Consider the following 14,539-nt stretch of genomic DNA (forward strand, 5'->3'; position numbering starts at 1 on the left):
GCGGTGTCTCCCGCCAACGTCGTCCAATCTGCCAGCGAAGGACCTCACCAGATGATTCAGGAACGCGACACCATCATCGACCTCCACGCCGTCGGCAAGGGCTTCCGGGCGGCGGACGGCACGGCGCGGCCCGTGCTGCAGGACGTGGACCTGCGCCTGGCCGCGGGCGAGATCGTGGCCCTGCTGGGCCCCTCGGGCTCGGGCAAGTCCACGCTGCTGCGCATCCTGGCCGGCCTGGTGCCGGCCGACCGGGGCGAGGTGCGCTACCGCGGCCAGCCGCTGCACGGGCCAGCGCGCGGCATCGCGATGGTGTTCCAGTCCTTCGCGCTCTTTCCCTGGCTGACGGTGCAGCAGAACGTGGAACTGGGGCTGGAAGCGCGAGGCGTGCCGCAGACCGAGCGGGCCCGGCGCGCGGCGGCAGCCATCGCGCTGATCGGCCTGGGCGGCTTCGAAGGCGCGCTGCCGCGCGAGCTCTCGGGCGGCATGCGCCAGCGCGTGGGCATCGCCCGCGCCCTGGTGGTCGAGCCCGACGTGCTGCTGATGGACGAGGCCTTCTCGGCCCTGGACGTGCTCACCGGCGAGCGCCTGCGCGACGACATCCTGGCGCTGTGGGAGGGCGGTCAGATGCCCACGCAGGCCATGCTGGTCGTCTCGCACAACATCGAGGAAGCAGTGCTGATGGCCGACCGCGTGCTGGTCTTCGCCGCCGACCCGGGCCGGGTGCGCGCCGAGCTGCGCATTGCGTTGCCGCGCCCGCGGGACCGTGACTCGGTGGAGGTGCGCATGCTGATCGACCAGGTCTATGCGCTGATGACGGCCGGCGCCTCCGGCACCGCCCACGGCCCCAAGCATGCGGTGTTGGCCGAGCGCCTGCCTTCGGCCGACGTGGCGCGCATGGAAGGCCTGCTGGAGCTGCTGGTGGAGGACGACTTCCAGGGCCGTGCCGACCTGCCGCGCCTGGCCGACGAGGCCGAGCTGACCGACCACGACCTGCTGCCGCTCACCCAGGGCCTCTCACTGCTGGGCCTGGCGCGGCTGGCCGAAGGCGACCTGCTGGTCACGCCGCTGGGGCGCCACTACGCCGGCAGCGCACGCGCCGGGCGCCAGCGCATGTTCGGCCAGCAACTGCTGGAGCGCGTGCCACTGGCGGCGCACATCCGCCACAGCCTGGAGCAGGACCCGCAGGGCCACATCGCGGAAGAGCACTTCCTCGACCTGCTGCGCGAGAGCCTGGAAGACTCCGAGGCCCTGCGCGTGCTGCGCCAAGCCATTGAATGGGGCCGCTACGGCGAGGTGTTCGAGTACGACTTCCGCACCGGGATGATCCATCTGCCGGCGCCGGATCCGGTGGTGGCCGCCGACGGTTGAGCGCGGCTTGCCCCAGTCGGGCGTCGATGCTTCGACCCAACGAGGTGAGGCGCGCGCGCCGTCCGTTCAGGGGAATAAACAACATCAAATTCGATAGCGCGCTTCATTAACATTCCTTGGACTCCGGGCCATTCGGCCCGAGAGCAATCCAATCAATGAGGGGAATGTGGATGAGGGTATTGGGTTACGCGATTTCCTTGGCGCTGGCTGGCGTCGTGACGGGCTGTGGAGGGGGCGGAGGCGGGGGCGGAGGAGGGGGCTTCTTTCCGGTCGTGCCTTCCGCACCCGCGCCCGCGCCTGCACCATCGCCCTCGGCGCCGCCTGTCGCCGACACGACGCGGCCGACCGTCCTGGCCTTTGTGCCCGCGGCCGGCAATGACGTACCTCGCACCACGGAGATCTCGGCGACTTTCAGCGAAGGCTTGCGCGCGTCGACGGTGACGGACAGCAATGTTCAGATTTCTCGCTCGGGCGCCGCCGTGGACGGGGTCCTGAGCTACGACGCCACGCTTCACAAAGTCTCTTTTGCGCCAGCGCAGACGCTCGACCTCTTGGCCACCTACACGGTGACGGCGGGAACCGGCCTGCAGGATCTGGCCGGCAACGGCCTGGCCGCGGAGCGATCCTGGTCGTTCCGCACGGCCGATGGGGTGTGGGAAACGCCTCGCCAACTGGATGCCGAGAGGACGGCCGTTTCTGGCAACCCGGTCACGGCGCAGGACAGCCAAGGCAACATCGTGGTCGTCTGGTCCAGCCAGGCATCCAGCGGCTGGTATGAGATTCGCAGCGCGACGCGGACGGAGAGCGGTGCGTGGGGCGGGTTCCGAACGCTCAGCGTGCCGGGGAACCGCAATGCCTTGCTTCCGCAGGTGGGTTTCGACCGCCAAGGCGATGGTTTGGCGATCTGGTCCCAATTTGACGGGTCCGGGGTCGAAATATGGTCGTCGCGCTTCCTGAAGGACGGTGGATGGCAAACGCCCGTGCGCCTCGACAGCGGCCTGGATGTCGGGGACGCCTCGCTCGCGGTTGGTGCCGACGGCAATGGTTTTGCGGTGTGGGCCAAGCAGGTCGCACCCTATGGCAATCCGGATGCCTGGGCGGCGCGATTCACGGTCGAGGGTGGCTGGCAGGCTCCGGTGCGGCTGGGCAGTTCGGCCAACAGCAGCTTTTACGACAAGGTCGAACAGCCGCAGGTGGCGATCGATGCGGCAGGCAACGCGTATGCGCTGTGGGTGCAGCGGACCAGCGACGCGCCGGTGTGGGCTGCACGCTACGAGCTGGGCACTGGTTGGCAGCCCGCTGTTTCGCTGGGCGCCACCCGGCTGGGCGATCCGTTCGCGCCCAGACTTGCGATTTCCGGCTCCGGCCAGGTCATGGCGTTGTGGAACTCCTTCGTCTATGCAGGAGGGCCCTATCGCTTCGATCTGTGGTGGAGCACGCTAGGTGCGCCTGGCGGCACATGGACCACGCCGGCCCTGCTCGAAACGGACGATGCCGGCGATGCGATGAGGCAGGTCCTGGTGGCGGACAGCACAGGCAGCTTCCATGCCGTCTGGCAGCAGTACCTTTCCGACTATCGCAGCGATCTCCTGTATCGCCGGTATACGCCAGGCTCAGGCTGGAGCACGGCCACCACGGTCAGCACGACGAACGGGACGTATTGGCAGAACCGCATGCCCAGCCTCGTGGCGGACCGCAATGGCCACCTGATGCTGATGTGGGGGGCCTACCAGTCGGGCTATGGTGGAGATCAGGAGGGCACCTTCGCCAGACGCTATGTATCTGGCGAAGGTTGGCAAGCCACCCGCCGCGTCGGGGCAGCCGGTGCCTCTGCAGCGATGTTCACCTCGCTGGCGATGCGGCCGAATGGCACCATCGCGGCGAGCTGGATGGAGCCATCGGAGCTCCGAAGCGACGGACCGGTCTCGGCCTCCGTTTTCAGGTAGCGCGGCCTCAGGGGCGGCGTTGATCCTCCTGTTCCGCTGCCGAGCAGGTTCGAAGCAGAAGGGGAAGCGCCTGTGCCGCCGTTGCCCGCCAATGCACATCGCCCGGTGCCATGCCCGCCATGGCATCGGGATTGATCACTACCACGGGGCGGCCTCGATCCCGCGCCAGATCGGCCAGGCCGGCGGCCGGCTGCACCACGCCGGAGGTGCCGACCACGAGCAGCAGGTCGGCTTCGGTCACGGCGGCCATCGCGCGGCGCCATGGGCCTTGCGGCAGCGCCTCGCCAAACCAGACGACGCCAGGACGGATGCGTCCGCCGCAACGGACGCAGCGGGGCGGCTCCAGCCGCTCCACGGGTTCAGCCGACCACGGGGCGGACTCCGCGTCCTCCATGCGATGCGGCAAGCCACAGTCGAAGCAGCGCGGCGTGAACAGGCTGCCGTGCAGGTGGACCACGTCCTCGCTGCCGGCCCGCTCGTGCAGGTCGTCCACGTTCTGCGTCACGACGCTGACCCGCTCCACGCCTGGCCGGCGCACGAGTTGGGCCAGGGCCCGATGTCCGGCGTTGGGCTGTGCCCGTGTCACCACCTGCGTGCGCCAGGCATACCAGGCCCAGACCAGCGGCGGGTCGCGCAGGAAGGCCCCGGGCGTGGCCAGCTCGGTCGGATCGAAGCGGGCCCAAAGGCCGTTGCGCGTGCCGCGGAAGGTGGGAATGCCGCTCTCGGCCGATATGCCCGCCCCGGTGAGGACGGCGATGCGGCGAGCGTTCTTGAGAAGGGTGGGCAGGCCAGGCGGCATGGACGGCATCGGGGCGGCGGTGTTCATGGCTACAGTCTGCGCCATGACCCCTGCGCTCTGCACACTGATGGCGGACTACAACCGCTGGATGAACGAACGGCTCTACGACGCGGCCGCCACGCTGCCGGAGGCGGCGCTGTTCGAGGGCCGCGGGGCCTTCTTCGGCTCGCTGTTCGCCACGCTCGGCCACATCGTGGCGGCCGACCTGATCTGGCTGAACCGCTTCGTGCAGTTGCCGGCGCTGGCAGGCCTTGGCGCGCCGCTTTCGCAATTGCCGGCACCCACGGGCCTGCGCGACCGGCTGGCCGACAGCCTGCCGATGCTGCGGGAGCGCCGGATGCAGACCGACGTCGTGATCTGCGACATGGCCCGGCGGCTGGCGCCTGCCGATTTCGATCAGGTGCTTCGCTACGGCAACACCGCCGGAGCCAGCCAGGCCAAGCGCTTCGGTCCGCTGCTGCAGCACTTCTTCAACCACCAGACGCATCACCGCGGCCAGGCCACCACGCTGCTGTTCCAGGCCGGGGTGGACGTGGGCGTGACCGACCTGAATGCGCTGATTCCCAACGAGGTCTGAGGCCGCCCGCCCGTCACTCGCCGCCGGGCGGCGTGCTGTCGCCGCTGACATCAGGTCAGTGGCCCGGCACAGCGCTCACCAGCAGCGCCAGCGCCTGATTCAGGGTCGCAGCCGCAAAGCGTTCGCCTTTCGAATAGCCGATGCGCACCACCACCAGATCGTGCGACGGCACGATCACCACGAACTGTCCGGCAGCGCCCAGCATGTAGTACGCCGAGGTCGGCGCGGCCAGCGTTCCGGTGTTGTTGAGCCAGAAGAAGCCCCCGTAGATCGGCCGCTTGTCGGCCGCCCAGGCAGGCGCCGCGCCACGCACGAACGGCACGAAGCCCTCGGGCAGGATGCGCTCGCCATTCCACACGCCCTCCTGCAGGTAGAGGTTGCCCAGGCGGACCCAGTCGCGGGCGGACATGAAGTCGTAGCCCTGGGTCAGCATGTTGCCGTAGGGGTCGGTCTCGATCGTCATCGAGCGGATGCCGATGCGGTCGAACAGGGCGCGTTGGGGGAAGGAGAGGTAGTCCTCCCCGCGCTTTTCCACCGCCAGTCGCACCAGGTAGTTGACCAGCACCGGGTCGGTGTTGCGGTAGCGGCCCACGGTGTTGGGCGGCCATTGCTGCGGCCGCGTGGCGGCGTAGTTGAAGGCGTCGATGCGGCCCGTGTAGAAGTACAGGTGGTCGGGATAGGTCCCGTTGGGGTCGAAGTCCGGATCGTCGGGTGCCTTGATGCGCAGGCCGCTGGACATGCGCAGCAGGTCGCTTATGCGGATCTTCTGGCGCCCGTCGTCCTTGGCCTGCCATTGCGGGATCGGGGCTGGCTGGTCGAGCGTGTAGGCCTTCTTCTGGATCAGCACGCCCATCAGGGCCGCCGTCACGCTCTTGCCCATGGACCAGGACTCCAGGGCCGTGCCGGTGCCCACACCGGGCTGGTAGCGTTCGGCCACGAGACGGCCCCGGTGCGTGACGACGAAGGCGGAGGTGTAGGCCTCGCTGTTGCCGAAGGCCGCATCGACCGCCTGGGCGAGCTTGCGCTGATCCACGTCGGCCGGCAGCGGTGTCGTCGGCAGCACATCGCCCATGGGCCAGGCGGTGGTGGCGGCATCGCCCAATGCACTCTTGACCGCGACAGGCTTGAAGAAGACATCGTCCCGGCCGGGCGGCAGCGTGATGCAGCCCTGGGAGCCGAAATACCGCGCCGTGAGCGTGGCCCCGCCGGGGATGCTGATCCGAACCTCCTTGCGGTCGCGGTCGACCACCGGCGTGTTCACCCGGCGCCGCTGGTCGTATGGGGCGACGAAGTAGCCCAGGCTCTCCTGCGCCGTCGCCGCATCGAGTCCGGTGATGAAGATGGCCGAGCACATCGTCTTGGCATAGCCGGAGGTGTAGTGCTCCAGCACATCGCCGGGCGGCGGCACATAGGGTGTGTTCAGTTCCAGGCAGCGGGCGCGTGCGTTGAGGGCGGTGGTCGCGGGCAATTGAGCACTGCTCGGCAATGCATCGCAGGAGGCCGGCGCCGGCTGGCTCGCGCCGCCCGAGGCGGGTGTCGTTCCAAAAACCAGGGGAACAGCGCCTCCGCCGCCGCCACCCCCGCCGCCGCACCCGGCCAACAAGGCCGACAGGGCCGACAGGGCCAACACCCCGGCACCGAGCCATCGTGCGCGCCTGGGCGAATGCTGGGTACGTCGCTCACTCCACATGGCTTTCCCCGCGAATGTCAAAACACGTGTCGGACCGTAGCAGAGTTCGCGCCGGGTCACGCTGCGGATGCCGCTCTTGCGTGCACACGCGCGGCATGCAATGCAACGCCGTGGGCGGCGCTTGCCCGACCGGCCTCGCGTGCTCAGCCGGGCACGAACAGCAACTGTCCGTCCTTCGACGGCCGGTAGCTGAACCTGCCGCGCATCACCTCCTTGCCGTCGATGCGGGCGGACCAGGTGTACTCGCCCACATGCATGCCCGCATTGCCGAAGTCGCTCGGGTAGTGCACGGTGCCGGCGCGCTCGTCGCCCATCAGGGGCGTGGCCGTCGCGGTGGTCGTCTTGCCGTTGGGCATGGTGACCGTGAACGCGACCGGCGGCTGGCGGCCGGCCGTCCTGTCGCTGACGCTCAGGGCGATGGCCGGGCGCGCGACGTACAGGACAGACTGGGCCATGGCGCTGGTGCAGGCGGCGACGGCGAGGCCGAGGGTCGTGGCGGTGCGGCGAAAGCGCATGGAAGCTCCTTGGACGAAGGATGCGGAGGATTCAGGCGTCGCATTTGACCGTCCGCAGATTGGGCAGGCCCGGGCCTTCCCAGGGCGCCGGGCCGATGACGCTGCCGGCGCCCCAGCCGTACTCGAAGCGCTCGCCGCTCGGCAGCGTGCCGAAGGCGCTGATGCGGCCCTTGCCGGAGTCGAAGCCCCAACGCTGCGTCAGGCGCTCGATGGTCACGCGAGTGCCGGGCAGAACCGTGCGCACGAGGCTTCTGCGTTGGGAGACGTCATTGCGCATATCGCGCGGATGGTCCGACAGCACCGGTACCTCGGCATCCCCGATGCGGTAGAGGCCGGTCTCCCGCTGCAGCACCACCGCGGCCGGCACGCGCAGTGGCAGGCAGCCGGTGTGGCTCAGGTCGTCCGTGCCTTGGCAGCCTGCCAGCCACAAAGTGGCAGCGGGCACCACCCCAGCGAGAAGGCGCAAGCGTGGCACATGGTTGCGCGCACGTGGGCGTAGGAGGAGGGTACGGGGGCCGCGGTCAGCCAACATGGACGCGGTTTGCCACAACGAGTGCAACTATGCGTAGGACATCGGCGCGCTATGCGCAGGGGGCCGTCGCAACCCTCGTCCGGTGGGGGCGGCGCAGGGGCGGCCCATCGGGCTTACTTTCTTTGTCGGCGAGAACGGTTCGCGAGCGGCCCCGGCGCGCTGCGAAGGCGGCCGGGGCAGGCGGGCGGTTCAGGCCGCCGCGTGCTGCGCGGCCTGCGCCTCGCGCCGCCTGCGCCCGATGGACCGCACCAGCAGATAGAACAGCGGCACATAGAAGATCGCCAGCACGGTGCCGGTGATCATGCCGCCGATCACGCCGGTGCCGATGGCGTTCTGGCTGCCCGAGCCCGCGCCGGTGGCGATGGCCAGGGGCACCACACCGGCCACGAAGGCCAGCGAGGTCATCAGGATGGGCCGCAGCCGCAGCTTGGCGCCCTGGATCACCGCGTCCCAGGTCGAGAGGCCGCGCCGCTCGCCCTCGGCCGCGAACTCCACGATCAGGATCGCGTTCTTGGCCGCCAGGCCCATGGTGGTGAGCAGGCCGACCTGGAAGAAGATGTCGTTGTCCATGCCGCGCAGGTTGGCCGCCACCAGCGCGCCCACGATGCCCAGCGGCACCACCAGCAGCACCGAGACGGGGATGGTCCAGCTTTCGTACAGCGCTGCCAGCGCCAGAAAGACCACCAGCAGCGAGATCAGGTACAGCGACAGGGCCTGGCCCGAGGCCAGCTTCTCCTGGTAGGAGAGGCCCGTCCATGCATAGCTGACGCCCTGCGGCAGTTCGGCCACCAGCTGCTCCATGCGCGTGAGCGCCGCGCCCGAGCTTTCGCCGCGCACGGCCTGGCCCTGGATGTTGAAGGAGGGCAGGCCGTTGTAACGGGTGAGCGCCATCGGGCCATAGCTCCAGCGCGGCGTGGCGACGCTGGCGAAGGGCGCCATGGCGCCGGTGCTGGTGCGCAGGCTCCAGATGCCGATGTCCTCGGGCGTCATGCGGAAGGGCGCATCGGCCTGCAGGTACACGCGCTTGACGCGGTTGCGGTCGATGAAGTCGTTGACGTAGGCGCCGCCGAAGGTGATGGACAGCAGCGAGTTCACGTCGGTCTGCGTGATGCCCAGCGAGCCGGCCTTGGCGCGGTCGATGTCCACCTGCAGCGTGGTCTGGTCCTCCTGGCCCTGGAAGCGCACCTGCGTGAGCAGCGGGTCCTGCCGGGCCTTGGCCAGCAGCTGGTCGCGGATGCCGCGGAAGCGCTCGTAGTCCATGGCGCTGGTGTTCTGCAGCTGCAGGTCGAAGCCGGCCGAGTTGCCCAGGCCCGAGACGGCCGGCGGCGCGCTCATGAAGATGCGTGCCTGCCGGTCGCCGGCGAAGGCCTTGCCGGCGCGCTCCAGCACCGCGAAGGCGGTGTTCTCGCGGCCGGGGCGCTGCTCCCAGTCCTTGAGGGCGATGAAGCCCTGGCCCTGGTTCTGACCGGCGCCGGCGCTGGTGAAGCCGGGCGACACGAACACGCCGTCGACCGTGTCCTTCTCGTTCTCGGTGAAGTAGCGGCTCACCCGCTCGGCCACCTCGCGGGTCTGATCCAGCGTAGCCCCACCGGGCAGGTTGTACTGCACGAACAGGCGCCCCTGATCCTCGTCGGGCAGGAAGCCGGTGGGCGTGCGCATGAACATCACGGCCATGCCGGCGCAGATCACCGCATAGATCGCCATGAACAGCCAGCGCCGGGGCAGCCGCTTGCGCAGGCTACCTTCGTAGGTGTCCATGCTGCGGTCGAAGAAGCGGTTGAAGGCGCCGAAGAAGCCGGTGGTGCGCTTGGGCTTGGGCGCATCGCCGGCATGCTGCTTGAGCAGCGTGGCGCACAGTGCGGGCGTGAGCACCAGCGCTACCAGCACCGACAGCACCATGGCCGAGACGATGGTGATCGAGAACTGCCGGTAGATGATGCCGGTGGCGCCGCCGAAGAAGGCCATGGGCAGGAACACCGCCGACAGCACCACGCCGATGCCGATCAGCGCGCCGGTGATCTCGCCCATGGACTTGCGCGTGGCCTCCTTGGGCGAGAGGTGCTCCTCTTCCATGATCCGTTCGACGTTCTCCACCACCACGATGGCGTCGTCCACCAGCAGGCCGATGGCCAGTACCATGCCGAACATCGTGAGCATGTTGATGGTGAAGCCCGCCACCGCCAGCACGCCGAAGGTGCCCAGCAGGACCACCGGCACGGCGATGGCCGGGATCAGCGTGGCGCGCCAGTTCTGCAGGAACAGGAACATCACCAGCACCACCAGCACGATGCCTTCGACGAGTGTCTTGATCACGTCCTTGATGGCGCGCTCGACGAAGGGCGTGGTGTCCAGCGGATAGGACACGTCCACGCCGGGCGGGAACTGGTCGCGCATCTTGTCGACGGCGGTCTTCACGCCGGCGATGGCCTCCAGCGCATTGGCCGTGGGCGCCAGGCGCACCACCACGCCCGAGGCCGGGTAGCCGTTGTAGCGGCCGGTGAAGTTGTAGTTCTCCGAGCCGATCTCCACCCGCGCCACGTCCGACAGGCGCACCAGCGAGCCGTCGCGGTTGGTGCGCAGCAGGATGTTGCGGAACTCGTCGGGCGTGCGAAAGCGCGATTGCGCCGTGAGCACGGCGCTGAAGTTCTGGCCCTCCACCGCGGGCGCCGCGCCCACCGAGCCGGCGGCCAGTTGCACGTTCTGCTGCACGATGGCCGTCTGCACGTCGCCCGGCGTCATCGAGAAGCCGCGCAGCTTGTGCGGGTCCAGCCAGATGCGCATGGCGTACTGGCCGCCGATCACCGACACCTCGCCGATGCCGTCGATGCGGCTGATCGGGTCCTGCAGGTCGCTCACCAGGAAGTCGGCGATGTCGCCGGGCGAGAGCTGGCCGGTCTTGTCGTAGAGCGTGACGATCAGGTCGGGCGCCACGCCGGCCTTGCGCACCGTGACACCCTGGTCCTGCACCTGCTGCGGCAGCCGGGGCAGGGCCTGCTGCACGCGGTTCTGCACCTGCACCTGCGCGGTGTCGGGATTGGTGCCGGGCTCGAAGCTCACGAAGATGGAGACGCGGCCCGTCGAGTCGCTGCGGGCCGACATGTAGAGGTAGCCGTCCAGGCCGGTGAGCTGTTGCTCGATGACCTGGGTGACGCTGTTCTCCACCGTCTGCGCGCTGGCGCCGGGGTAGAAGGCGTTGATGCTCACGGCCGGCGGCGCCACCACCGGGTAGCGCGTGACGGGCAGCAGGTGGATCGCCAGCGCGCCCGCCAGCATGATCGTGATGGCGATGACCCACGCGAAGATGGGCCGGTCGATGAAGAAGCGCGAGATCATGGGTTGCTGCGCGGTGCGGCGTTGGCGGCATTCGCCGTGTTCGCGGCAGCGGCAGCACTCGCCGCGTCCGGGCGGCCGCCTGCAGCGGCGGCAGCGTCGCGGCCCGGAGCCTGAGCTGCGGGGGCGGCGCCTGTGGCCGCCGATGCTGCACCGCCAGCCGGCGCCATCTTGACGCGCACCGCCGCACCGGCCTGCGCGTTCTGCGCGCCCTCCAGCACCAGCCGGTCGCCGGCCTTCAGGCCCTCGGCCACCAGCCAGCCGGTGCCCACCGGGCGGCCGGTGACGACGGGCCGCACCTCCAGCTTGTCGCCATCACCGACCACGCGCACCGTCGGGTTGCCGCGCCGGTCGCGCTGGATGGCCGAGGCCGGCACCACGATGCCCTGGGGCGTGGTGCCCTCATCGACCACCGCGCGTACGTACATGCCGGGCAGCAGCAGGCCGTCCGGGTTGGGGAACTCGGCCCGCAGCGTCACCGAGGCACTGCTTGGGTCCACCGTCACCTCGGCCAGCTTGATGCGGCCTTCCTGGGCATAGCGGCTGCCGTCCTCCAGCATCAGCGCCACCTTGCGGCTGTCGCCCTCGCGGCTGATGCGGCCGGCGGCCAGTGCCTGGCGCAGCCGCAGGATCTCGGCGCTGGACTGCGCGATGTCCACATAGATGGGGTTGAGTTGCGAGATGGTCAGCAGCGGCGTGGCCTGCGCGGCCGACACCAGCGCGCCGGGCGTGACCGCGCTGCGGCTGGTGCGTCCGCCGATGGGCGCGGTCACCCGGGTGAACTGCAGGTTGATGCGCGCGGTGTTGAGCGCGGCCGACTGCACCTTCACGTTCGCCTGCGCCTGTTCGTAGGCCGCGATGGCGTTGTCGTGCTCCTGCCGGCTCACGGCGTTCTGCGGCAGCAGCTGGCGGTAGCGCTCGGCCAGCGCCCGCGTCGAGGCGACCGTGGCCTGCGCATTGGCCAGCGCGCCTTCGGCCCGCTGCACCTCGGCCTCGAAGGGACGGGCGTCGATCTCGTAGAGCACCTGGCCGGCCTTGACCGTGCTGCCCTCGACGAAGGGGCGCGCGCGGATGATGCCGCCGACCTGGGGCCGCACCTCGGCCACCATGGAGGCGGCCGTGCGCCCGGGCAGTTCCGTGCGCAGCGGCACGGTGGTCGGCTGCACGGCCTGCACCAGCACTTCGGGCGGCGGCGGTGGCGCGGCGGCCTTCTTCTGGGCGTCGCCGTTGCGGCAGCCCACCAACAGCATGAGCGAGACGGCACAAAAGCAGGTCAGGGCGCGGCGTGCGCCCGGCGAGGGAATGCGGCTCAAGATGGGGTCCTGGCGGAGGGAGGCGGGGCGCCACCAGCGCCCGCGAAGCGCGCAAGCGTAAGCGGCTTCTGTATAGGGGATGCAAAGTTCTCACATGTCCCACGGCGGTCGAGGGAAAACCCCAGCAGGACCTGACTTTCAAAATAACTGTATAAAAATACAGTATTGATCCAGAATGATGGGCTCCTGCCGTTACCAGGCCTTGCCGCATGCCCGACGCATTGATCCCCGTTCACGCCATCAAGGGCCGCGGCGCCGCCACGCGCCTGGCCCATCGCTTCTCGCGCGACGAGCGCAGCGCCTTCGACGACGGATGGGCGGACGAGTCTCCGCCCGCCGCGGAGGGCGAGGCGGGTGCCGAAGGCGAGCGCCTCGCACCTGCCACCGAGGTCCGCTTCGAGGACGCCCGCTCCGCCCTCAGCGAGAACGACTCGCCCGACATCTCCTTCGACCGGTCGCTCAATCCCTACCGCGGCTGCGAGCACGGCTGCATCTATTGCTTCGCCCGGCCCACGCACAGCTACCTCGACCTGTCGCCGGGCCTGGATTTCGAGACCCGGCTGATCGCCAAGCGCAACATCGCGCAGGTGCTGCGCGGCGAACTGGGGCGGCGCGGCTACCGGCCCTCGCACGTCGCCATCGGTACCGCGACCGATTGCTACCAGCCCATCGAGCGTGAGCTGCGTCTGACCCGATCGGTCATCGAGGTGCTGCAGGCGGCGCGGCATCCCTTTGCGTTGGTCACCAAGTCCAGTGGCGTCGAGCGCGACCTGGACCTGATCGCCCCCATGGCGGCCCAGCGGTTGGCTGCGGTGTACGTCACCGTCACCACGCTCGATGCCGACCTGGCCCGGCGGCTGGAGCCGCGCGCCGCCTCGCCCGCGCGCCGGCTGCGCACCATCCGCACCCTGGCCGAGGCCGGCGTGCCGGTGGGGGTGAGCGTGGCGCCGCAGATCCCCTTCCTCAACGAAGACCTGGAGCAGGTGCTGGAGGCCGCCTGGGAGGCCGGCGCCCGCAGCGCCTTCTACACCGTCATCCGCCTGCCCTGGGAGGTGGCGCCGCTCTTCAAGGAATGGCTGTCGCTGCACTACCCACAGCGCGCCGCACGGGTGATGGCGCGCATCCAGGATATGCGTGGCGGCAAGGACTACGACGCCGACTTCGCCAGCCGCATGAAGGGCAGCGGCCTGTGGGCCGAACTGGTGGCGCAGCGCTTTGCCAAGGCCACGGCGCGGCTGGGCTTCAACCGCGAGCGCATCGGGATGGACACCTCGCTGTTCCGGCCGCCGGGGGCCGAGGGGCAGGGCAGCCTGTTCTGAGGGGCCGCGGGCGTCGGCGCCGCGTCAGCGCCGGGTCTTGCGGGGTGGCGGCGGCGAGGTGGGGGCCGTCACCGTCCGACGTGCGCGGGCCGGCTTGGCCTGATGGGCGCGCAGCGCCGCCTCGTAGGCGAGCCGGCCCCAGTGCAGGGCCTGTTCCGGATCGTCGAAGATCGATTCCGGCGCCTGCCGGAAGGAGGTGAGGGTGGCGGGCCGCCCCTCGCGCTGGTAGCTGAAGGCGGGCAGGCCCAGCGCGTCGAACTGGGCCTGGCTGATCGCGTCGGCCTTGAGGTAGAGCGTGTCCCGCAGCACCAGCGCCAGCATCACGCCTTCGTGGTAGAGGCCGTGGCCGCCGAACATCCGGCGGGCCTCGATGCGACCCAGCGGCGCCAGCACCTCGTGCAGGCTCTGCACGAACAGGCTGGGCGCGCGGCCCGGCGCGCCCGGTTGGCGGGAGCGGGCCGGGCGGTCGGTCATGGGGTCTGCCGGGCCGCTGGCGCGGCCGTGGCACCCGTGGCCGCAGCGGGGACAGCGGGGACAGCGTCCGGGTCGCGGTAGCGGGCGGCGCCGATGAACTTGCCGAAGGCCTCGCACCAGATCACCACCGTCGTGTGGCTGCCGATGTCCACGGTGGCCGGCAGCGTGACGATGAAGTTGTCGAAGGTGCGCACCTGGCCGACCTGCACCATCTCGCTGCGGTGCTGTTCGAATTCCTCCGCGCTCTGCACGAAGGTCGGCGACAGGTAGAGCCGGTAGTCCGGGCCCGGCGCCACCGAGCCGCGAAGGGCGATGGCCCAGGGGCCCACCGTCAGTTCGCCGTGGGCCCAGTGCAGCAGATCGTTGCCCTTCAGGTCGCCGCGCATCTCCACCTTGTAGGCGGCCTGCGCGGCCACCATGCCGACTTGCGCATCGCTGGGCGCGGGCGGTGCGATCAGGATGGGCAGCCAGTAGATGCCCAGGCCCGTGCCGAGCACCAGGCCCACAAGCAGGGCAAGGCCATGGGTCAGGAGGCGGACGGACAGGCGGCGCGCGCCGGTACGCGGCGGCGGGACGGGAGGAATCATGCAGGGAAGGCGAAGCGCGGGCGGGACGCGGCGTGGCGCCGCGCGCGGATGGCGGGCGATTCTATGCAACGCCTCCTGCGGAGCCCTGA

Annotated in this window: 12 protein-coding genes; 4 read left to right on the plus strand and 8 right to left on the minus strand. The window is 69.9% G+C overall.

Translation table 11 applies throughout. The annotated features are described in order from the left end of the window. The first annotated feature begins 51 nt into the window (after positions 1-51). Both ABIC63_RS11515 and ABIC63_RS11520 read left to right on the plus strand, forming a co-directional pair. On the plus strand, positions 52-1,368 hold the full coding sequence (locus tag ABIC63_RS11515; protein WP_114803460.1) for an ABC transporter ATP-binding protein: 1,317 nt from the start codon (positions 52-54) through the stop codon (positions 1,366-1,368). Positions 1,369-1,640: 272 nt separating this feature from the next. Next, positions 1,641-3,314, plus strand: coding sequence for an Ig-like domain-containing domain (locus ABIC63_RS11520; RefSeq protein ID WP_354319854.1), 1,674 nt, complete (start codon positions 1,641-1,643; stop codon positions 3,312-3,314). 7 nt (positions 3,315-3,321) lie between these two features. Here the strand turns inward: ABIC63_RS11520 and ABIC63_RS11525 are convergent, their stop codons facing one another. Continuing rightward, positions 3,322-4,140 (minus strand): SIR2 family NAD-dependent protein deacylase, encoded by an 819-nt coding sequence (locus ABIC63_RS11525; protein ID WP_354319855.1) that lies wholly within the window; start codon positions 4,138-4,140, stop codon positions 3,322-3,324. Between the two features lie 16 nt (positions 4,141-4,156). Between ABIC63_RS11525 and ABIC63_RS11530 the strand changes: the two genes are divergently transcribed. Beyond that, positions 4,157-4,690 (plus strand): DinB family protein, encoded by a 534-nt coding sequence (locus ABIC63_RS11530; protein WP_354319856.1) that lies wholly within the window; start codon positions 4,157-4,159, stop codon positions 4,688-4,690. Between the two features lie 55 nt (positions 4,691-4,745). Here ABIC63_RS11530 and ABIC63_RS11535 read toward each other — a convergent pair whose 3' ends face one another. The 5 genes from ABIC63_RS11535 to ABIC63_RS11555 form a co-directional block, all read right to left on the minus strand. Then, positions 4,746-6,158 carry a serine hydrolase domain-containing protein gene (locus tag ABIC63_RS11535; RefSeq protein WP_354319857.1) on the minus strand — a complete coding sequence of 471 codons (1,413 nt, stop codon included), beginning with the start codon at positions 6,156-6,158 and terminating at the stop codon, positions 4,746-4,748. Positions 6,159-6,523: 365 nt separating this feature from the next. Continuing rightward, positions 6,524-6,895, minus strand: a complete 372-nt coding sequence (locus ABIC63_RS11540; RefSeq protein WP_354319858.1) for a hypothetical protein — start codon at positions 6,893-6,895, stop codon at positions 6,524-6,526. A 31-nt stretch (positions 6,896-6,926) separates the two neighbouring features. Further along, entirely contained in the window at positions 6,927-7,340 is a 414-nt protein-coding gene (locus ABIC63_RS11545) for a hypothetical protein (RefSeq protein ID WP_354319859.1), read from the minus strand. A gap of 276 nt (positions 7,341-7,616) precedes the next feature. Next, positions 7,617-10,760 (minus strand): efflux RND transporter permease subunit, encoded by a 3,144-nt coding sequence (locus tag ABIC63_RS11550; protein WP_354319860.1) that lies wholly within the window; start codon positions 10,758-10,760, stop codon positions 7,617-7,619. Further along, entirely contained in the window at positions 10,757-12,070 is a 1,314-nt protein-coding gene (locus ABIC63_RS11555) for an efflux RND transporter periplasmic adaptor subunit (RefSeq protein ID WP_354319861.1), read from the minus strand. Before ABIC63_RS11555 ends, ABIC63_RS11550 begins: the two co-directional genes overlap by 4 nt. 209 nt (positions 12,071-12,279) lie before the next feature. Here ABIC63_RS11555 and ABIC63_RS11560 point away from each other — a divergent pair, with 209 nt between their 5' ends. Beyond that, entirely contained in the window at positions 12,280-13,389 is a 1,110-nt protein-coding gene (locus tag ABIC63_RS11560) for a PA0069 family radical SAM protein (RefSeq protein WP_294368897.1), read from the plus strand. 24 nt (positions 13,390-13,413) lie between these two features. On the opposite strand, the gene ABIC63_RS11565 is transcribed toward ABIC63_RS11560, so the two are convergent. Next, positions 13,414-13,863: a TfoX/Sxy family protein gene (locus tag ABIC63_RS11565; protein ID WP_354319862.1), complete on the minus strand. Its 450-nt coding sequence runs from the start codon at positions 13,861-13,863 to the stop codon at positions 13,414-13,416. Further along, positions 13,860-14,450, minus strand: a complete 591-nt coding sequence (locus tag ABIC63_RS11570; RefSeq protein WP_294368891.1) for a DM13 domain-containing protein — start codon at positions 14,448-14,450, stop codon at positions 13,860-13,862. The genes ABIC63_RS11565 and ABIC63_RS11570 overlap by 4 nt, the downstream gene beginning before the upstream one ends. Positions 14,451-14,539: the final 89 nt, after the last annotated feature.

The organism is Pseudacidovorax sp. 1753, assembly GCF_040544975.1.
Classification (GTDB): domain Bacteria; phylum Pseudomonadota; class Gammaproteobacteria; order Burkholderiales; family Burkholderiaceae_C; genus Xenophilus.